We start from the raw sequence: 19,018 nt of genomic DNA on the forward strand, positions 1-19,018 counted from the left end.
GATGAGCCTTATCAAGGCGCTCTGCGTCGTCCTTGCCGTTATCCTTTCTATTCCGGCTGCCTTTGCGCTCGATCAGACGCCGATGCACCTGCCGGTGGATTCCCGGCCATTGATCATAAATACCAGCAAGGGCGACGTGCCCTTCGCTGTCGAGATTGCCGATGACGATACGGAGCGGCAGCGCGGCCTGATGTTCCGTACCGATCTTAAAGACAATAGCGCCATGCTGTTCGTGTTCGATCAGGCGAGACAGGTGACGATGTGGATGGAGAACACCCCCTCGGCGCTCGACATGCTGTTCCTGGATGAGAAGGGGCGCATCACGACCATCCGCCAGAACGCGGTGCCGTTTTCGCGCGATATCATAGCCTCGGACGGACCGGCCAGTTATACCGTGGAAGTGAAAGCCGGCACGGTGCGACGTCTTGGAATTGCGGTAGGAGACAAGGTGCGCCATCCATCGATCAAATCCGATGGTGGCTGACGGACAGGAACATGAAACATTTCGAGAATGACGGGCTGAAACTTGCCTATGTCGACGAAGGGTCGGGCGAGCCGATATTGCTGATCCACGGCTTCGCCTCCTCGTCCTTCTATAATTGGGTGCAGCCGGGATGGATACCGACACTGACCGCAGCGGGTTATCGCGCCATTGCGATCGATAATCGCGGTCATGGCGCCTCCGACAAGCCCCACGACAAGGCGCTTTATACGCCAACCCTGATGGCGGGCGATGCCGCTGCACTGCTCCGACATCTCGACATCGGCAAGGCGCATGTCATGGGCTACTCCATGGGCGCGCGCATCACGGCATTTCTGGCGCTCAACCACCCGGAAATGGTTCATGATGTCATCTTTGGCGGGCTCGGAATCGGCATGGTCGAGGGAGCGGGCGACTGGACGCCCATCGCCGAGGCACTGATGGCGGAGGACGCCGAGAGCGTCACCCATCCGCGGGGCAAGATGTTCCGCAACTTTGCCGACAAGACCAAGAGCGACCGCATTGCCCTTGCTGCCTGCGTCATCACGTCGAAAGAGGAAATCAGCGCAGAGAATATGGGCCGGATCACTCAGCCTGCCCTGGTCGCCGTCGGGACCAGGGATGATATCGGCGGAAGTCCTCAACGACTGGCCGCGCTGATGCCCAATGGCCAGGCCCTGGACATACCGAACCGCGATCATATGCTCGCGGTCGGCGACAAGGTGTTCAAGCAGGCGGCGGTGGATTTCCTGAAGCAACATCCGCTGTGATTGGGCGCGGAACCGCACCGTCCGCGCGGCGTTGGTCAATGGAACAGCCCGGTGCGTCATTACTCCGCTCTTGCATCCGCATGAAAGGGAGATGTAAAAGCGCGGTCTTTGTCCTATAATTCGTGACAGAACAATCTGCACCTGCCTGGAGCGTGAATATGTCAGCAAGCGTCACAGCCAAGAATACCGGACCCTTGAAGAAGATTGATCCGATCTGGCACGCAATCCGCGCGGAAGCGGAAGAGGCGATCAGTCACGAGCCTTTGCTGTCGACATTCCTCTACGCGACGATTCTCAACCATCAGTCGCTCGAACACGCCGTCATACACCGGATTGCCCAGCGCCTCGACCATCCCGATGTGGAGTCCGAACTGCTGCGCCAGAGCTTCACCGCCATGCTCGATGCCAACCCGCAATGGTCGCAGGTGCTCCGCGTCGATATCCAGGCTGTCTATGATCGCGATCCTGCCTGCGACCGGTTCATCGAGCCGGTGCTGTATTTCAAGGGGTTCCAGGCAATCCAGACGCATCGGCTGGCGCATTGGCTGTGGCATGAAGGACGCCGGGATCTGGCGCTTTATCTGCAGAGCCGGTCGTCTTCGGTATTCCAGACTGATATCCACCCCGCGGTTCCGATGGGCCAGGGCGTCTTCTTCGACCATGCCACGGGTATCGTTGTCGGCATGACCGCCGTCATCGAGGACAATGTCTCGATCCTGCAGGGCGTAACTCTGGGTGGGACCGGCAAGGAGACGGGTGATCGTCATCCCAAGATTCGCAATGGCGTGCTGATCGGCGCCGGCGCCAGCATTCTCGGCAACATCGAGATCGGTCATTGCTCGAAAGTCGCGTCGGGCTCGGTCGTACTGAAACCCGTTCCGCACAATGTGACAGTGGCAGGCGTACCTGCGCGGATCGTGGGTGAAACGGGTTGCGCGGAGCCGTCGCGGGCGATGGATCAGCTTATCGTCGATCTGGATTAAGCGCCGAAGCAACTGTTGTTGTTGCTCTTTACATGGCAGGCGGTGGCATGTCACAAGCCGGACCACCGCCGCCCAACACAGGAGAATTAGGTGAAACCCGAAGAACTCAAAAAACTCGACAGCTATTTCAAGCGCACGTTCAGAAATACGGAACTGACCGTCAAGGCTCGTCCCCGCAAGGACGATTCAGCCGAGCTCTACCTGGGCGACGAGTTTTTGGGGTTGATCTACAAGGATGAGGACGAGGGCGAATTGTCCTACAATTTCTCGATGGCCATCCTCGACATGGATCTTTGAACCAGAATTTTCTGACAGGCAGGGTGGATCGAGATGACCGTCTATGGACTTGGCGACGATGTGCCCCGCTTCGATGACCGCGCTTCCAACTGGATTGCGCCCGATGCGAGCCTGATCGGAAAAGTCGCCCTCGGGCGCAATGTCGGGATCTGGTTCGGGGCCATCCTGCGCGGCGACAATGAGCTGATCAGCATAGGCCAGGACACGAATGTCCAGGAACATGTGGTGATGCACACCGACATGGGCTACCCGCTGACGGTCGGCGCCGGCTGTACCATTGGACATCGCGCCATGCTGCACGGTTGCCAGATCGGCGAGAACTCGCTGATCGGCATAGGCGCCATTGTCCTGAACGGCGCCAGGATCGGCCGGAACTCGCTGGTGGGGGCAGGCGCGCTGGTCACGGAGCGCAAGGAGTTTCCCGATAACAGCCTTATCGTCGGCTCGCCCGCGCGGGTCGTGCGCGAGCTTGACGCGCAGGCTATCGAGCAGCTTCGTGCCTCTGCTGCCCACTATGTCGCGAACGGCAGGCGATTTCTCGCCGGTTTGAAGGCGGCCGACTGAGTTACTGCCCGATGCTGCCGACGAGCACCTGGCGATCATCATTGACGGCAACCCAGGCGCCGGAATTGCGCGTCGATTGACGTTTCAGATAGTCGTAATTGGTCTGGCTCCACAGCTTGATGCGGGTTTCGAGATTGTCCAGAATGTAGTCGCCATGGTCGGTCCGCACGGTAAGCACCGCGTGGCCCTCACCATTCATCTGCCGAACAACGGTGATCAGCAGGTTGGCGAGCGGAAGTCCCGCCGCGTTCAATAATTGGCGCTTCAGGAGAACATAATCCTCGCAGTCGCCAGCCGTGGTCGGGTATGACCAGACTTCGGCCTTGCCCCAGATATCGAGATCCGTTTCCGGCGTTATGTCGGCGTTCACGCGGCGATTTACCTGAACCAGCGTCTGCCAGAGGCGAGGCGTCAGCGCGACGGGCCTGTCATCGCGGGACCGAACGTTGCATTCGGCCTTGTTGGTCTGGCAGAACTCATAATGGCCGATCGGCTGCGACGTCCGCGCCCCGGTCTTCATCGCATCGCCAGTGGTCATGCCCGGCTCCGCCAAAGCCGCTGTAATCGTGCAAAGCAGCGTTGCTGCCCCAAGCAAAATAGTCTTTTTGTTCATTCCCGTCGTCTCCCCGGTTGAGACGACTATGACAGAGAGAGTTTGACCGCCCGGAAACAACGGCAGAAAAATCCGATCTAATCGCGTAGCAAAAAATAAACGAAACAGTAAGGCGCCATTAAGCAACATTATCCGGTAGTTAAAGGGAGTGGCGAGACATTGCCTGCAGGAAGCTCGTTGTTCCTGTTGTTTCGCATCCCGCGCCACGAGACTTGACGCCGCCCTGATAAATCCAAGGTTTTGCTGGCGGTCTGCCTAGGCTTGGGCCAAAGAAATGGCTAGCCTTTTGAAAACACGACGCTGAGGAGCAAAATGTCCGAACCATTGAGATCTGCCGGCCCCCGCGACCGAGAACCGGTTTTCAACGTGCCCCGGACCATCGTTGCGATCATCGCCCTATGCGTCCTGTTATATCTTGCGCAAACCTATGTGCTGACCGCGGATCAATTCGCCAATTTCCTCTGGTATCTCGCCTTCATACCCGCCCGCTTCACGGAATATGATGGCCTGTCTTCGCCGCTGGCGTGGGTGACGCCAATCACCTATTCGCTGCTCCATGGCAGTTTCGCCCATATTGCGCTCAATCTCATCTGGCTTATGGCCTTCGGCTCGCCGCTGTCGGCACGGATAGGGCCAGCGCGGACCATATTGTTCTGGATCGCCACCTCCATCGCGGCGGCACTGACGCATTATGCGGTTTATCCGACCAGCATCGCACCGCTGGTCGGCGCTTCCGGCGTTGTCTCGGGCATGATGGGCGCGGCGGCACGCTTCGGCTTCCGCCGTACCGGTGCGAGCAATTCCTCGGCCTTTGAAGGGAGAATACTGCCGATCGGCGTTGCGCTCCGGATGAGGACCGTCCTGACGTTCCTCGGCGTCTGGTTCGTCACCAATATCATTACGGGTCTGTTCTGGAACGGGCCGGACGCGTCATCCTCCATTGCCTGGGAAGCGCATATCGGTGGCTTTGTCGTCGGATTCTTTGGCGTTTCCCTGTTCGACAGGCCGGGCAAACACCGGTGAGAGAACTGCGAAGCCTGTTGCAATAATAGCGACATACGCGCACCATGACTGAAGTCTGTTCATCTGCGAGCAGGTGGACGGGAGGACGTTTGTTGCAAGGGAGGGATTGCGTATGACCGTTAAGCTGATTCTGGAACGAAAGGGATATGATGTCTTCAGCACATCTCCCGAGACCTCTCTGGCCGACGCTGTCACGCTTCTGGCAAGGCACAAGATCGGTGCCGTCGTGGTTTGCGATGAAGGCCACGCGGTCAGGGGGATATTGTCCGAGCGCGATGTCGTGCGTGCCATCGCGGCCAACGGTGCTGATGCGCTATGGAAGCCGATCTCGGAGATCATGACGGTGAAGGTCAGCGTGTGCGATGAAAGCCATACGATCAACCAGGTCATGGAAACGATGACGCGCGGCCGTTTCCGCCACATGCCGGTGGAGAAGGACGGGCGTTTGCACGGTATCGTCTCGATCGGCGACGTCGTCAAGCTGCGGATCGAGGAGGTCGAGCGCGAGTCGGAGGAGATCCGGACTTATATTGCCACCGCCTAGGCGGAAACCCGGTAGCTGCAAGCTACGATCGAGCGGCGTCAGAAGACCAGTTTCTGCATCCGCTCCAACTCGCCGAGGCGAGCCATTGTCTCGTCATAGCCGCTGCGGATCGCCTCGTCGGCGCGATGGAACTCGGCCAGTCCAATATCTCCGACCTTGGGCAGCAATGCGATGTCCGGCGGATCGCCGGCCATCCGGGCACGCGAGATACGGTCCTGGATGATGTTGAAGGATTCCATCATGACGCCGGTAATGCCAAGGCGCTTGGCATGTGCGGAGCGATGCGAGGCGGCATCGGCGTCGCCGGATCGGGGATCGGGCGCATCCGCAGCGTGCTTGATCACGGCAGCCCGTCCGAATTGATCGTAGTGAAGGTTCACCGCAACGACCAGGGGTTGTTCATAGGACCGGCAGACCGCGACGGGAACGGGGTTGACCAGTGCGCCATCGACCAGGGTGCGGCCATTGCACTCGACGGGCTCGAACACGCCGGGCAGGGCATAGGATGCACGCATCGCCGTGATCAGGCTGCCGCGCGTCAGCCAGATCTCGTGACCGGTATTGATTTCCGTGCAAACCGCAACGAAACGCTTGGGCAGGTCCTCGATAGCCAGTTCTTCAAGGTGGTCGCGCAGGCGTCGATCCAGTTTCATGCCGCCAAAAAGGCCATTTCCGCCGAAGCGCAGGTCCAGAAGGCTGAAAATGCCCCGTTTTGTCAGGCTGCGCGCGAATTCTTCCAACTGATCGAGCTTGCCGCCGAGATAGCAGCCTCCGACGAGTGCGCCGATCGAAGTGCCGGCGATCATCGATATCTCGATGCCAGCCTCGTCCAGAGCGCGAAGAACGCCGATATGGGCCCAGCCTCGCGCCGCGCCGCCGCCGAGGGCCAGGGCGATCGGTGTCTTGGTGCGTTCACGCGGTATTTCGGGAGTGCCTGTCCCCACATCGGAGCCATTATTGACCCCGATCGATTCTGCTGATCGCATTCGGCGCGATGCCCATTCGAGCATGGCATATACTCCCGAGTCATCTGTTTTCTGTCTCGTGATATTGGTAACTGAAGGATGAATATCACGTGAATAAATTTACTTAGCCCGCCAAACGACCGAAGATCGCGTGCCTATCCCTGGGCTCCGGGCTCCATGATCAGGCGCGGCGAGCCATCGGCTGCCGTTACCGTCCGGTAGAAACACGACCGCCGGCCGGTGTGGCAGGTAGGACCGTCACCGGCAACCCGCACCCGCAGCCACAAAGCGTCTTGGTCGCAATCCGTGCGCAGTTCGACGACTGTCTGAAGATTTCCCGACGTTTCGCCCTTTTTCCACAATGTCTGCCGCGACCGCGACCAATAATGTGCAATCCCGGTGGAGAGGGTGAGATTCAGCGCCTCTTGGTTCATATGCGCCACCATCAGGAGGTGGCCATCGACCGCGTCCGTCACCACCGCAGTGATAAGTCCCGACGCGTCGAAGCGCGGCGTGAACGCCGTTCCTTCTTCGAGGTCGTGGCTATGGGCGATGGTCGCGTCGGAAAAGGTCATTATGCTTGCTTACCGGCCTCTCACCATCGACATGAAACGAACCTGGTCGTTGATGTTGGATTTGAACGAGCCGGTAAATGTCGTGGTCGTCGTCAGCGAACCGGGCTTGCGTATGCCGCGCATGGCCATGCACATATGTTCGGCCTCGATCATGACGGCGACGCCGAGTGGCTCCAACGCCCCCTGGATTGCGCCGGCGATCTGTGCCGTCATGCTCTCCTGCGTCTGAAGGCGGTGCGCGAATATATCGACGACACGGGCAATCTTCGACAGGCCGACGACTTTCTCGCCATCGGGGAGATAGGCCACATGCGCCTTGCCGATGATGGGCACCATGTGATGCTCGCAATGGGAAAAGAAGGGAATGTCCTGGATCAGGACCATATCCTCATATCCGGAGATCTCTTCGAAAGTACGTCCGAGAACATCGGCGGCACTTTGGCTGTATCCGGCAAAAAGCTCCTTGAACGACTTGGCGACGCGCTCGGGCGTGTCGAGCAGCCCCTCGCGGTCGGGATTGTCTCCGGCCCAGAGAATGAGGGTCTTGACGGCCTGTTCTGCTTCTTCCTGTGTGGGGCGCCGGTTGTTGTTCTGCTTTGCAGAGGCGGACTGCAAATTCTTGACTACCGCATCCATCGCGATCTCCCGTAGTCGCCTTCGAGGAGGCGACGAGTTAAACGGCAATACACGATAAACGTTCCGGGGAACGGACGGTGTATTGAAACAGGCACGGGCAAACTGCCCGCTCCAGTGACTACACTGTCTCACAGAATTGTTCCATGAGACTTTGTGCGTATCACTTCCCATACTATATAGGTGGCTAGCATGGAATTCAAAGGGCCGCTACGTCGCACAATGGCGCGTTTGCGATGAACGCAATGTCAGGATTGGCAGGATCATGATCAACGACGTCTACAATATGCGCATTCTGGACTTCGCCGGAAATATCCCGCGGCTTGGACGTCTGGACGATCCGCATGCCACCGCGACCGCCCATTCCAAGCTCTGCGGCTCGACCGTTACCGTCGATCTCAAGCTCGAAGATGGCGTCGTCAGTGATTTCGCCCATGACGTCAAAGCCTGCGCGCTCGGCCAGGCTTCGTCTTCGATCATGGCGCGCAATATCATCGGCGCAACGCCGGAGGAGCTGCGCGCCGTGCGCAACCAGATGCTGGCAATGCTCAAGGAGAATGGCGAAGCGCCGTCAGGCCGTTTCGCTGACCTTAAATTTCTGGAACCGGTGCGCGATTATAAGGCGCGGCACAATTCCACGATGCTGACTTTCGATGCCGTTGTGGATTGCCTGGACCAGATCGACAGGAAGAAAGCCGAAGCCGCCTGAAGCAATGTGCGACGATACCGATCATTCGAGCAACGGTCCGCGGCGCTACACGCGGAACTGGACCGGAACGTGGTCCCGGACACCCGGGCGCGTCGCGGGTACCGCGCTGGTGCGACTATACCAGTTGACCCTATCCGGCTTCGTCGGCAATAGCTGCCGCCATATCCCGACCTGTTCCGAATATGCCTATGAGGCCATCGCCCGGCACGGTCTCTGGAGCGGGGGGTGGATGGGCCTGTTTCGTTTCCTGCGGTGCGGGCCGGGCGGCACCAGTGGCCTCGATCCGGTGCCGGATACGCTAGGCGAGCGAACAGCCTGGTATCTGCCCTGGCGCTATTGGCACCCCTGAACCAGCGCAGCAAATGAAAATGGCCGCCTCGAGGGCGGCCATTTTTTCAGGTCATGATCTTGGCTTTCATGCCGCTTCCGTCTTGCGCGGGAAGGGCGTGACATTGGCGGTGTCATCGTCGAGCTTGAGACCACCGGCCTTCAGCAGTGCCGTGAAGCGGCCATTGCTGCGTGCCAGTTCGTCGAAGCTGCCGGACTCGATCACCGAACCCTGATCCATGAACAGGACGATATCCGCATCCCGGACCGTCGACAGACGGTGAGCGATGATGAAGGTCGTGCGGTTCTGGCACAGCTTGTCCACCGCAGCCTTGACGCGCGCTTCCGTTTCGACGTCGAGCGCACTGGTGGCTTCGTCGAGCACCAGGATCGGCGCATCCTTCAGGATTGCACGGGCAAGGGCAACGCGCTGGCGCTCGCCACCGGAAAGCTGCGAACCACGCTCGCCGACGATCGTGTCGAAGCCCGAATCCTTGGATAGGATGAACTCGCTGGCATCGGCGGCCTTGGCCGCGGCAAGCACGTCTTCATCGCTCGCCTTCGGACGTCCGACGCGGATATTATCCTCGATCGAACGGTTGAACATGCCCGCATCCTGGAACACCGTGGCGATGGCGTTGCGAAGCGAACGGCGGCTGATCGTGCGCGTGTCGATGCCATCGACAAGGATACGGCCCTCCTTCGGATCGTAAACGCGCTGCAGCAGGTTGATCAGCGTCGTCTTGCCGGCACCCGTCGGCCCAACGATCGCAATCGTCTGGCCTGCCTTGGCCTTGAACGAAACATTCTTCAGGCCCTGCGTGGAGTTCGGGAACTCGAACGACACATTCTCGAATTCGACATCGCCGCTGACATTGTCGATGTCATGCGCAGACTTCGGCTCGACCGCATAGGCAGCGGAGTCTTCCATCGCATAGAAGTCCTCAAGCTTGGCGCGTGCCGCGAAGATCTGGTTCACGAAAGCGCTCAACTGGTCGAGACGGCCGATGAGCAGCCCGGCGAAACCGGTAAAGGCAACGACCTGGCCGACATTCATTTCATCGCGCATGACGAAATACGAACCGAGCAGAAGCACCACGATCATCGAGATGGTCGAAGCCATGCGGTTGATACCGCTGGCGAGCGCCCACCAGTTGAGGACCGGATACTGGGAATCCAGCAGCTGTTTGGCATAGGTCTGCAGGGCGCGGGTCTCTTCCTCGACGCGGTTGTAGCTCTGCAGCACGGAGATGTTGCTCATCGAGTCGCTCACATGGCTGAACGCCGTGATGTGGTGACGCTCGACCTGAGCCTGGCCGTCCTTGGTCTTCGCCGTCACGACCCGGACCACCATCATGTAGACGACGCCGAGCACGACCAGCACCGAGGTCAGGCGCCAGTCCTGGCTGAGGGCCAGCGGGAACAGCAATACGAGGCCGACTGCGGTCGCCAGATGCGTACGCATGAATTCGAGCCAGAGGCCGAAAAGCGTTTCGACGGCGCGCAGCAGCGTATGCAGCGCATTGGACGTGCCGCGCTGGTGATGCCAGGCGAGGGGCATGCTGATGACGCGATTGTAGGATTCCGTCAGGACCGCAAGCTTGCGCCGATGGGCGAGCCTGTCGGCCTCACGCGAAACGAGCACATTGGCGCCGATATGGAACAGGCCGACGGCTGCCAGCTGGCTAAGCGGGGGGATGATCGCCGTTTTGGTTGCAATAGCCTGGATAACCCGGCCGGCAAGCCACGGTTCAATGATCATGCTCGCAGCAAGGGCTATGTTGGCGAGGCATATAAACACGGTCGCACGCTTCTCAGCGCCGAGATATTGGAGAGATTTCCAATAGATGTTTAATAATGACACTTTGCCACTCCGATTGCTTTGAGACGCATACGCTTAGAATGACACTGCATCAGACCCTTGTGCACCGCAATATTCAATGCTCTAAAGTCCTTGCCGTTCCATCCTGGAGGTAGGAACATTTTCCAACCGTGCGTAACGTCCCGTGATGAGTCAACTTACTGAGATCGCAAACTAAACCAGCCGAGCTGAATGTAAAATGAACGCATTATTACTGGTTGCAACGGGCGGCGCCATCGGCTCGGTATTGCGGTACGGTGTCGGCCTGTTGATGACCCGGCTTTTCGGCGTTTCTTTTCCGTTCGGCACCCTCACGGTGAATGTCGCCGGCGGCTTTCTGATGGGGCTGTTCATCGAGCTGCTTGCAAGGAAATTCAACGGCTTGCCCGAATTGCGCCTGTTCGTTGCGGTGGGCATTCTTGGCGGCTTCACCACCTTTTCGTCGTTCTCTCTGGACGTCGCCGTTCTATGGGAGCGGGGCGAAACGTCGAGCGTCATGATTTATGTATTTGCAAGCGTGCTGCTCAGCATTGGCGCGTTGTTTTTCGGATTATGGCTCGCAAGGACCGTCGCATAGTGCTAAGCGCATCCGATCACATGAAGAGCAGTGTCCCGGGCAGCTGACGATCGAGTCACGCCAGGACCTGCGGATCTGCAATTTAAGGGCATGGCAATGGCGGCTGTAGAACAAAAAACTGTCGACACGGGCGAAGCCGAAATGCGCCTGGATCGCTGGTTCAAGGTCCATTATCCAGGGCTGGGCTTCGGCCATCTCCAGAAGCTGCTGCGGTCCGGCCAGATCCGCATCGATGGCTCGCGCGCCAAGTCCGATACACGGTTGCGGGCAGGGCAGGTGGTGCGCGTGCCGCCTCTGCCGGTAGATTCGAAGGTTGAAGGCCACCTGACGGGCAAGAGCATTCGCGGCAGGGAGGATGGCGACGTCCTGCAGCAGATGTTGCTCTATGAAGATCCCAAGGTGCTGGTTTTCAACAAGCCTGCCGGTCTCGCCGTGCAGGGCGGGTCCGGCGTGACCCGGAATGTCGACGACATGCTGGAGGCCTGGCGCAACAAGAAGGGCGAGAAGCCGCGTCTGGTGCATCGTCTGGATCGAGACACGTCCGGTGTTCTGGTCGTCGCAAGAACGCGGGGCGCAGCCCAGGCGCTGACCGGTGCCTTCCGCGAGCGCGAGACCAAGAAGACCTATTGGGCGCTGGTGAAGGGCATTCCACGCCAGCGCGAAGACAAGATCACCACATGGCTGGTCAAGGAGCCGACGCCGGACGGCGACCGCGTTCGCGTGGCCAAACATGGCGAGCCCGACGCCGATCACGCCGTTTCCTATTATCGTGTGATCGAATCCGCCGGCCAGGTTCTCACCTGGCTGGAAATGGAGCCCTATACCGGCCGCACGCATCAATTGCGCGTACATGCCGCCTATATCGGCTGCCCGATCATCGGCGATCCGAAATATTTCGAGGCGGATACCAACTGGTCGTTTCCGGGCGGCATACAGAACCGGCTGCATCTGCATGCGCGGAGAATTCGCATACCGAATCCCTCAGGTGGTATGATCGATGTCACGGCGCCGTTGCCGCCGCATATGGAGCAATCCTGGAACCTCCTCGGCCTGAACGAGGAAGACGGCAATACCGAATAAACGACAAGCTGCGATTGCGGGTTAAGACATGCGTGATGAATTGTTCAAAATTGATGCCGGGGCGGAGGATCCGGTGCGGCGCGCCCAGATAGCGTCGAAACTGCCCTTGCCGAAGCGTTTCTACACCACGGCGGCTGTCGCCGAGCGGGACGGGACCTATGTGGTCGAACTCGACGGGCGCGGCGTGAAGACTCCGGCGCGCCAGATATTGGCGCTTCCGACCCATGCGGCGGCCGCGCTGATCGCGGATGAGTTCTCGGCCCAGGAAAAGGAAATCGATCCTGCCCGCATGCCGGCGACGCGCCTCGCCAATACGGCCATCGACGGCATCGCCCACGATCCGCAGGCGGTTCTCGAGGACGTTCTGCGTTTTGCCTCGTCCGACATGCTTTGCTACCGCGCCGATGCTCCGGAACGTCTGGTCCAGCGCCAGACCGAGCTCTGGGACCCGCTTATCGACTGGGCCGCACGCACATTGGGCGCGCGCTTCGTCCTGGCGGAAGGGGTGATGCATGTGGAACAGCCGCGCGAAACGCTGGGCGCCATCAATGCGCATCTTTCATCTTTCTCGGACCCGTTTGCCATAGCCGCCTTGCACACCATGACCACGCTCACAGGATCGGCGATATTGGCGCTGGCTGTGGCCAGGGGTGAGGTGACGAGCGAAGATGCGTGGAAACTCGCCCATCTCGACGAGGACTGGACCGCGGAACAATGGGGCGAGGATGCCGAAGCGATGGCTCGCCGCGCAAACCGCCAGCTCGAAATGACTGCGGCGGTGAAGATGCTTCAGGCCGTATCGCACGAATAGAGAAAAGCCGCCGCCAGTTCGGCAGCGGCTCGATATCGCGACAAAAGAAAACCCCGGCCTCTGTTCAGACGCCGGGGTTCTTTTTGTTAGACCGAATAGTACATGTCGTATTCGACCGGGTGCGGCGTCATTTCGAAACGCATCACTTCCGCCATCTTCAATTCGATGAAGGCATCGATCTGGTCGTCGTCGAACACGCCGCCGGCCTTGAGGAAGCCGCGGTCCTTGTCGAGGCTCTGGAGCGCTTCGCGCAGCGAGCCGCAAACGGTCGGGATCTTCTTGAGCTCCTTCGCCGGCAGGTCGTAGAGATCCTTGTCCATCGGCTGGCCGGGATGGATCTTGTTCTTGATACCGTCCAGTCCGGCCATCAGCATCGCGGCAAAGCCGAGATAGGGGTTGGCCGTCGGATCTGGGAAGCGGATTTCGACGCGCTTCGACTTCGGCGAAGAACCGAACGGAATGCGGCAGGAAGCCGAACGGTTGCGCGCCGAATAGGCGAGCAGAACCGGAGCTTCATAGCCCGGGACCAGCCGCTTGTACGAATTGGTCGAAGGATTGGTGAAGGCATTGATCGCCTTGGCATGCTTGATGATGCCGCCGATGAAGAACAGGCAGTTCTCGGAAAGACCGGCATATTCATTGCCGGCGAAGGTCGGCTTGCCTTCCTTCCAGATCGACATGTGCACATGCATGCCCGAGCCATTGTCGCCGAAAATCGGCTTCGGCATGAAGGTTGCCGTCTTGCCATAGGCATTCGCCACCTGATGCACGACATATTTGTAGATGAGCATCTTGTCGGCGTTGCGCGTCAGGGCGTCGAACTTGATGCCGAGTTCGTGCTGTGCCGCAGCCACTTCGTGATGGTGCTTCTCGACCCGCACGCCCATTTCCGACAGGACCGTCAGCATTTCCGAGCGCATGTCCTGGCAGGAATCGACCGGCGGAACCGGGAAATAGCCGCCCTTCACCCGCGGGCGATGGCCAAGATTGCCCGTCTCATAATCCGTATCGTCATTGGACGGCAGTTCGGTTGAATCGAGTTTGAAGCCGGTATTGTACGGATCGGCCTTGTACTTCACGTCATCGAATACGAAGAATTCGGCTTCCGGGCCAACGAAGATCGTATCGCCGATGCCTTCGGCCTTCATGTAGGCCTCGGCCTTCTTGGCGGTGCCGCGCGGATCGCGATTGTAGGATTCGCCCGAAATCGGATCGAGAATATCGCAAAGGATGACCATGGTGGACTGCGCGAAGAACGGGTCCATGTGGACCGTATCCATGTCGGGCATCAGCACCATGTCGGACTCGTTGATGGCCTTCCAGCCTGCGATTGACGAGCCATCGAACATGACGCCGTCGGCAAACATGTCCTCATCGACTTCAGCGACATCCATTGTCACATGCTGCAACTTGCCCTTGGGGTCTGTGAACCGCAGGTCGAGGAATTTTACGTCATTGTCCTTGATCTGCTTGAGAATGTCATTTGCAGTCGTCATGTCTTTTTTTCCTATTCCCTATTTAGTGCCGAATTATTGCCCACGCTTGGTGCAGCCATCGATCAGATGGCGTCGATGCCCGACTCGCCGGTACGGATACGCACCACTTCCTCGATGTTCGATACGAAGATTTTTCCATCGCCGATGCGTCCTGTCTGTGCCGCCTTGCGGATCGCTTCGATCGCCGCCTCGACGGATTCGTCGCCAAGTACGATCTCGACCTTCACCTTGGGGAGGAAGTCGACCACATATTCGGCGCCGCGATAAAGCTCCGTGTGCCCCTTCTGACGGCCGAAGCCCTTGGCTTCAGTCACGGTTATTCCCTGAAGCCCAACTTCCTGGAGTGCTTCTTTCACCTCGTCCAGCTTGAACGGCTTGATGATGGCTTCGATCTTCTTCATCAGAGATTGGTCTCCCTAAATATCTGCCCGGACCTTGCGCCCGCTTGCCATGGTAAAAGCATGAAGCATGCCAATCGACCCCTCGCGGCATCTTTTTTCTAAATTCGACCAATTGCCTAGAAAAATGCCTGTGTTGCGGCCGTTCACGCGGCGACCGGCTACACGGTCGATCAAGTGATGATTATTTTATAGCCTATAAGCTCAATAAATAGGCAGAATTAATCGCGGACACGTTCCGCCAGTGCCTGTGCCGCCTGCGGTGCCCGAACCTTGCCCTCGTGGATGAAGTAAACGAATACGTCCCGCGCGACCTTTTTCGCCGCATCGTCCGGCGCCGCCAGTGGCAGGTCTTCGGGCGCATCGCCCTCGGCCCATTCTTTCGCACGGCGCGCCCATTGGTCGAGTGCATCGCTGGAATAGGCCGTCGGTATATCGTCAACGCCCTTCTGCAGACGCGCATAGACGAAATCCGACGTGATATCGGCTATTTCGGGATAATCGAAATGTTCGGCATAGACGATGGCGATATTCCTGCTGCGGGCGAGCGCAACAAAAGCCGGATCGATGAATGACGGATGACGGACTTCCACCGCATGGCGCAGGGCAATTCCAGCCTCCTTATCTGGCAGCAGGCCCAGGAACGCGCCGAAATCTTCGGCATCGAATTTCTTCGTCGGCGCGAATTGCCAGACAAGTGGTCCAAGCCGGTCACCCAACTCCGATATCCCGGATTTTATGAAGCGATCGAGTGACTCGCCGGCTTCCGCCAAAACGCGGCGATTGGTGACGAAACGATTGCCTTTGACGGAGAAAACGAAGCCATTCGGCACATCGCTCGCCCATTTTGCGAAGGTGGCGGGCTTCTGCGTCCCATAATAGGTGCTGTTGATCTCGATGGTCTGCAGGTGCTGGCCGGCATAGGCCAGCTCTTTCGCCTTGGACAGTCCTTCCGGATAGAAGGTGCCCCGCCACGGCTCGAATGTCCAGCCGCCAATGCCGGTCCTTATGCTTCCCCTCGCCATGATCTCCTCCCCGGAAAAAAGTCTATTCGGCAGCGGCCTGCGAGCGCTGGCCCGGCCGGCGCCGCAGCAATTCCTTCAGGAACTGACCGGTATAGGACCGCTCGACCTCGACAATATCTTCAGGACGCCCGACCGCGACGATCTCGCCGCCGCCGTCACCACCCTCCGGGCCAAGATCGATGACCCAGTCGGCGGTCTTTATCACTTCGAGATTGTGCTCGATCACCACGACCGTATTGCCCTGGTCCACGAGCTCGTGCAGGACCTCCAGCAATTTGGCGACATCGTGGAAATGGAGCCCGGTCGTCGGTTCGTCGAGAATATAGAGCGTCCGCCCGGTCGCCTTGCGCGACAATTCCTTGGCAAGCTTGATACGCTGCGCTTCGCCGCCGGAAAGCGTATTTGCCTGCTGGCCGATATGGATATAGCCGAGACCGACCTTTGCCAGCGTCTGCAGCTTGTCGCGCACGGCAGGCACGGCAGAGAAAAACTCCGCGCCTTCCTCAACCGTCATATCAAGAACATCGGCTATCGACTTGCCTTTGAACAAGACTTCCAGCGTTTCGCGATTGTAGCGTTTGCCGTGGCAGACGTCGCAGGTCACATAGACGTCGGGCAGGAAGTGCATTTCGATCTTGATCACGCCATCGCCCTGGCAAGCCTCGCAGCGCCCGCCCTTGACGTTGAACGAGAACCGTCCCGGCTGATAGCCACGCGCCTTGGCTTCGGGCAGGCCCGCGAACCAGTCGCGGATCGGCGTGAATGCCCCCGTATAGGTGGCGGGGTTGGAGCGCGGAGTCCGTCCGATCGGCGATTGATCGATATCGATGACCTTGTCGAGGAATTCGAGGCCGTCGATCCGGTCATGTTCGGCCGGGTGCTCGCGCGAGCCCATGATGCGGCGGGAGGCGGACTTGAACAGGGTCTCGATGAGAAAGGTCGATTTGCCGCCGCCCGAGACACCCGTTACCGCCGTGAATGTGCCAAGCGGGATTTCCGCCGAGACGTTCTTCAGATTATTGCCGCGCGCGCCGACGACCTTGATGCGCTTCTTGTCGATCTTTCGCCGCTGCGCCGGCACCGCCACCTCGATTTCGCCGGACAGATACTTACCCGTCAACGACTTCGGATGGGCCATCACGTCCCCAGGCGTGCCCTGGGCAATGATCTCGCCGCCATGAATGCCGGCGGCGGGACCGATATCGACCACATAATCCGCGGTGAGGATCGCATCCTCGTCATGCTCCACCACGATGACCGTGTTGCCAAGGTCACGCAGGTGGCGCAGCGTCTTCAACAATTGCTCATTGTCACGCTGGTGCAGGCCGATCGATGGTTCATCAAGCACATAGAGTACGCCGGTAAGGCCCGAGCCGATCTGCGATGCAAGCCGGATGCGCTGGCTCTCGCCGCCCGACAACGTGCCGGAATTGCGCGACAGCGCCAGATAGTCGAGGCCGACATCGTTCAGGAAGCGCAGCCGCTCCCGGATTTCCTTCAGGATGCGCGCCGCGATCTCCCTTTGCTTGTCGTTGAAGCTCTGGTCGATGTCGCGGAACCACGCATCGGCATGGCGAATGGATTTCTCGGTGATCTCGCCGATATGCAGGCCGCCGATCTTCACCGCCAGCGCCTCCGGCTTCAGCCTGTAACCCTTGCAGGCCGGGCAGGGCGTTCCGGACATGAAGCGCTCGATCTCTTCCCTCGACCATGCCGAATCCGTTTCCTTCCAGCGCCTTTCCAGATTGGGAATGACGCCCTCGAAGGATTTCGTCGTGCGGTAGGAGCGCAAACCATCATCATAGGCGAACTGGATTTCGCGGCTTCCGGTACCGTAGAGGATGACATTGCGCGCTTCTTCGCCGAGATCGTTCCAGCGATCGCTGAGCTTGAAACCATAGACATCACCCAAAGCCTGCAATGTCTGGCTGTAATAGGGCGAGGTAGAGCGTGCCCAGGGTGCAATCGCGCCATTCTTCAGCGTCAGGCTCTCATCCGGCACGATCATTGTCGGATCGATTGCCTTCTGCGTGCCAAGGCCATCGCAGGTGGGGCAGGCGCCAAAGGGATTGTTGAACGAAAACAGCCGCGGCTCGATCTCGGAAATCGTAAAGCCGGAGACCGGGCAGGCGAATTTCTCCGAGAACATCAGGCGCTCATGCGTCTCGTTCTTGGATTTATTGGCGGAATCGCTCGATGTTTCTTCGGCCGGCAGCGGCTTGTCGGCAAATTCCGCGACCGCGATCCCGTCGGCAAGCTTCAGACATGTCTCGAGACTGTCGGCAAGACGGGCGGAAATGTCCGGGCGCACCACGATCCGGTCGACGACCACGTCGATGTCATGCTTGTACTTCTTGTCCAGCGCCGGAACATCGGCCATCTCGTAGAACGTGCCATCGACCTTGACGCGCTGGAAGCCGCGCTTCTGCAGATCGGCAAGTTCCTTGCGATATTCACCCTTTCTGCCGCGCACGATAGGGGCGAGAATGAAAAGGCGCGTGCCTTCTTCCTGCTCGAGCACACGGTCGACCATCTGGCTGACCGTCTGGCTTTCGATAGGCTTGCCCGTGGCCGGGGAATAGGGAATGCCGACGCGCGCGAACAGCAGGCGCAGATAATCATATATCTCGGTGACCGTGCCGACCGTGGAGCGCGGGTTGCGGCTGGTCGTCTTCTGCTCGATCGATATGGCGGGCGAAAGCCCGTCGATCTGGTCGACATCCGGCTTCTGCATCATCTCGAGGAACTGGCGCGCATAGGCCGAGAGACTCTCGACGTAGCGCCGCTGCCCTTCGGCGTAGATCGTGTCGAACGCAAGCGAGGACTTGCCCGATCCGGACAGGCCGGTCATGACGATCAGCTTGTCGCGCGGCAGGTCGAGATCAATGTTCTTCAGATTGTGCTCGCGGGCACCGCGGATGGATATGAATTTCTGGTCGCTCATGGTTCGCCTCTGGAGGGCACGCTTTCGATTAGGGGAAACGACGCCGGCCGCCGACGCATTGCCTCTATTTAGTGAGTTTTCGCTGTTTTACGAGGCCGGCGCTGCGGGTCCGGCGGCTCGTACCTTAGTCATGTTGACATTCTTAGAGCAAGTGGTAGAACAAATAAAGAACAAATATCAATCGGTCAATTTGGCGGCAATTTTCGTTTTATCGGTGCATTGGAGGAGTTTAGCCGGGAATTACGGCACCAACACTCCTGACAAATCTGGCAGGAGCATTGATCCTGACATCAGTTGGCGGCAGTCGCCCGATCAGACTTGTGGATAGAGCAATCAAATTGA

Annotated in this window: 22 protein-coding genes; 13 read left to right on the forward strand and 9 right to left on the reverse strand. The window is 59.1% G+C overall.

The annotated features are described in order from the left end of the window. The first annotated feature begins 1 nt into the window (after position 1). From OSJ75_RS14670 to OSJ75_RS14690, 5 genes are all read left to right on the forward strand, one after another. Entirely contained in the window at positions 2-484 is a 483-nt protein-coding gene (locus OSJ75_RS14670; protein WP_250018681.1) for a DUF192 domain-containing protein, read from the forward strand. A gap of 11 nt (positions 485-495) precedes the next feature. Then, positions 496-1,251, forward strand: coding sequence for an alpha/beta fold hydrolase (locus tag OSJ75_RS14675; RefSeq protein WP_371929495.1), 756 nt, complete (start codon positions 496-498; stop codon positions 1,249-1,251). A gap of 158 nt (positions 1,252-1,409) precedes the next feature. Further along, entirely contained in the window at positions 1,410-2,234 is an 825-nt protein-coding gene (gene cysE, locus OSJ75_RS14680; protein WP_267228558.1) for a serine O-acetyltransferase, read from the forward strand. Between the two features lie 90 nt (positions 2,235-2,324). Continuing rightward, positions 2,325-2,531 (forward strand): DUF3126 family protein, encoded by a 207-nt coding sequence (locus tag OSJ75_RS14685; protein WP_105733161.1) that lies wholly within the window; start codon positions 2,325-2,327, stop codon positions 2,529-2,531. 33 nt (positions 2,532-2,564) lie between these two features. Continuing rightward, entirely contained in the window at positions 2,565-3,095 is a 531-nt protein-coding gene (locus OSJ75_RS14690) for a gamma carbonic anhydrase family protein (RefSeq protein WP_267228559.1), read from the forward strand. A 1-nt stretch (position 3,096) separates the two neighbouring features. Here the strand turns inward: OSJ75_RS14690 and OSJ75_RS14695 are convergent, their stop codons facing one another. Continuing rightward, a complete protein-coding gene (locus OSJ75_RS14695) occupies positions 3,097-3,708 on the reverse strand; it encodes a transglutaminase-like cysteine peptidase (protein ID WP_416362568.1) in 612 nt (203 codons plus the stop codon). 312 nt (positions 3,709-4,020) lie between these two features. Here OSJ75_RS14695 and OSJ75_RS14700 point away from each other — a divergent pair, with 312 nt between their 5' ends. Both OSJ75_RS14700 and OSJ75_RS14705 read left to right on the forward strand, forming a co-directional pair. After that, complete coding sequence (locus OSJ75_RS14700) at positions 4,021-4,731, forward strand: rhomboid family intramembrane serine protease (protein ID WP_267228560.1); 711 nt, start codon at positions 4,021-4,023, stop codon at positions 4,729-4,731. A 112-nt stretch (positions 4,732-4,843) separates the two neighbouring features. Further along, positions 4,844-5,275: a CBS domain-containing protein gene (locus tag OSJ75_RS14705; protein WP_250018685.1), complete on the forward strand. Its 432-nt coding sequence runs from the start codon at positions 4,844-4,846 to the stop codon at positions 5,273-5,275. Positions 5,276-5,313: 38 nt separating this feature from the next. Here the strand turns inward: OSJ75_RS14705 and OSJ75_RS14710 are convergent, their stop codons facing one another. The 3 genes from OSJ75_RS14710 to folE form a co-directional block, all read right to left on the reverse strand. After that, on the reverse strand, positions 5,314-6,285 hold the full coding sequence (locus OSJ75_RS14710; RefSeq protein WP_267228561.1) for a patatin family protein: 972 nt from the start codon (positions 6,283-6,285) through the stop codon (positions 5,314-5,316). 110 nt (positions 6,286-6,395) lie between these two features. Continuing rightward, a complete protein-coding gene (gene hisI, locus OSJ75_RS14715) occupies positions 6,396-6,815 on the reverse strand; it encodes a phosphoribosyl-AMP cyclohydrolase (RefSeq protein WP_250018687.1) in 420 nt (139 codons plus the stop codon). Between the two features lie 9 nt (positions 6,816-6,824). Next, positions 6,825-7,451, reverse strand: a complete 627-nt coding sequence (folE, locus tag OSJ75_RS14720; RefSeq protein WP_250018688.1) for a GTP cyclohydrolase I FolE — start codon at positions 7,449-7,451, stop codon at positions 6,825-6,827. Positions 7,452-7,713: 262 nt separating this feature from the next. Here folE and OSJ75_RS14725 point away from each other — a divergent pair, with 262 nt between their 5' ends. Both OSJ75_RS14725 and yidD read left to right on the forward strand, forming a co-directional pair. Continuing rightward, the gene (locus OSJ75_RS14725) at positions 7,714-8,157 is read left to right on the forward strand and encodes an iron-sulfur cluster assembly scaffold protein (RefSeq protein WP_250018689.1); all 444 of its coding nucleotides are present in this window, start codon (positions 7,714-7,716) and stop codon (positions 8,155-8,157) included. Positions 8,158-8,161: 4 nt separating this feature from the next. Continuing rightward, complete coding sequence (gene yidD, locus OSJ75_RS14730; RefSeq protein WP_267228562.1) at positions 8,162-8,506, forward strand: membrane protein insertion efficiency factor YidD; 345 nt, start codon at positions 8,162-8,164, stop codon at positions 8,504-8,506. Positions 8,507-8,572: 66 nt separating this feature from the next. On the opposite strand, the gene OSJ75_RS14735 is transcribed toward yidD, so the two are convergent. Next, entirely contained in the window at positions 8,573-10,348 is a 1,776-nt protein-coding gene (locus OSJ75_RS14735; protein ID WP_250018691.1) for a glucan ABC transporter ATP-binding protein/ permease, read from the reverse strand. Between the two features lie 196 nt (positions 10,349-10,544). Here OSJ75_RS14735 and crcB point away from each other — a divergent pair, with 196 nt between their 5' ends. The 3 genes from crcB (at position 10,545) to OSJ75_RS14750 (ending at position 12,813) form a co-directional block, all read left to right on the forward strand. Continuing rightward, positions 10,545-10,922 carry a fluoride efflux transporter CrcB gene (gene crcB / locus OSJ75_RS14740; protein ID WP_267228563.1) on the forward strand — a complete coding sequence of 126 codons (378 nt, stop codon included), beginning with the start codon at positions 10,545-10,547 and terminating at the stop codon, positions 10,920-10,922. Positions 10,923-11,018: 96 nt separating this feature from the next. Further along, positions 11,019-12,002 (forward strand): RluA family pseudouridine synthase, encoded by a 984-nt coding sequence (locus OSJ75_RS14745; protein ID WP_250018693.1) that lies wholly within the window; start codon positions 11,019-11,021, stop codon positions 12,000-12,002. 28 nt (positions 12,003-12,030) lie between these two features. Beyond that, positions 12,031-12,813, forward strand: a complete 783-nt coding sequence (locus OSJ75_RS14750) for an ATP12 family chaperone protein (protein ID WP_267228564.1) — start codon at positions 12,031-12,033, stop codon at positions 12,811-12,813. An 86-nt stretch (positions 12,814-12,899) separates the two neighbouring features. Here OSJ75_RS14750 and glnA read toward each other — a convergent pair whose 3' ends face one another. The 4 genes from glnA to uvrA all read right to left on the reverse strand — a co-directional run bounded on the left by glnA (position 12,900) and on the right by uvrA (position 18,676). After that, positions 12,900-14,309, reverse strand: a complete 1,410-nt coding sequence (gene glnA, locus OSJ75_RS14755; RefSeq protein ID WP_250018695.1) for a type I glutamate--ammonia ligase — start codon at positions 14,307-14,309, stop codon at positions 12,900-12,902. Between the two features lie 62 nt (positions 14,310-14,371). Beyond that, entirely contained in the window at positions 14,372-14,710 is a 339-nt protein-coding gene (locus OSJ75_RS14760; protein ID WP_008123000.1) for a P-II family nitrogen regulator, read from the reverse strand. A 218-nt stretch (positions 14,711-14,928) separates the two neighbouring features. Then, positions 14,929-15,732, reverse strand: a complete 804-nt coding sequence (locus tag OSJ75_RS14765; RefSeq protein ID WP_416362569.1) for a DUF72 domain-containing protein — start codon at positions 15,730-15,732, stop codon at positions 14,929-14,931. A 22-nt stretch (positions 15,733-15,754) separates the two neighbouring features. Continuing rightward, on the reverse strand, positions 15,755-18,676 hold the full coding sequence (uvrA, locus tag OSJ75_RS14770; protein WP_267228565.1) for an excinuclease ABC subunit UvrA: 2,922 nt from the start codon (positions 18,674-18,676) through the stop codon (positions 15,755-15,757). Between uvrA and OSJ75_RS14775 the strand changes: the two genes are divergently transcribed. Next, the gene (locus tag OSJ75_RS14775; protein ID WP_267228566.1) at positions 18,651-19,004 is read left to right on the forward strand and encodes a hypothetical protein; all 354 of its coding nucleotides are present in this window, start codon (positions 18,651-18,653) and stop codon (positions 19,002-19,004) included. The two genes, uvrA and OSJ75_RS14775, sit on opposite strands and share 26 nt — an antisense overlap. The last annotated feature ends 14 nt before the right edge of the window (positions 19,005-19,018 follow it).

This window comes from Phyllobacterium sp. 0TCS1.6A, assembly GCF_026420825.1.
Classification (GTDB): domain Bacteria; phylum Pseudomonadota; class Alphaproteobacteria; order Rhizobiales; family Rhizobiaceae; genus Phyllobacterium.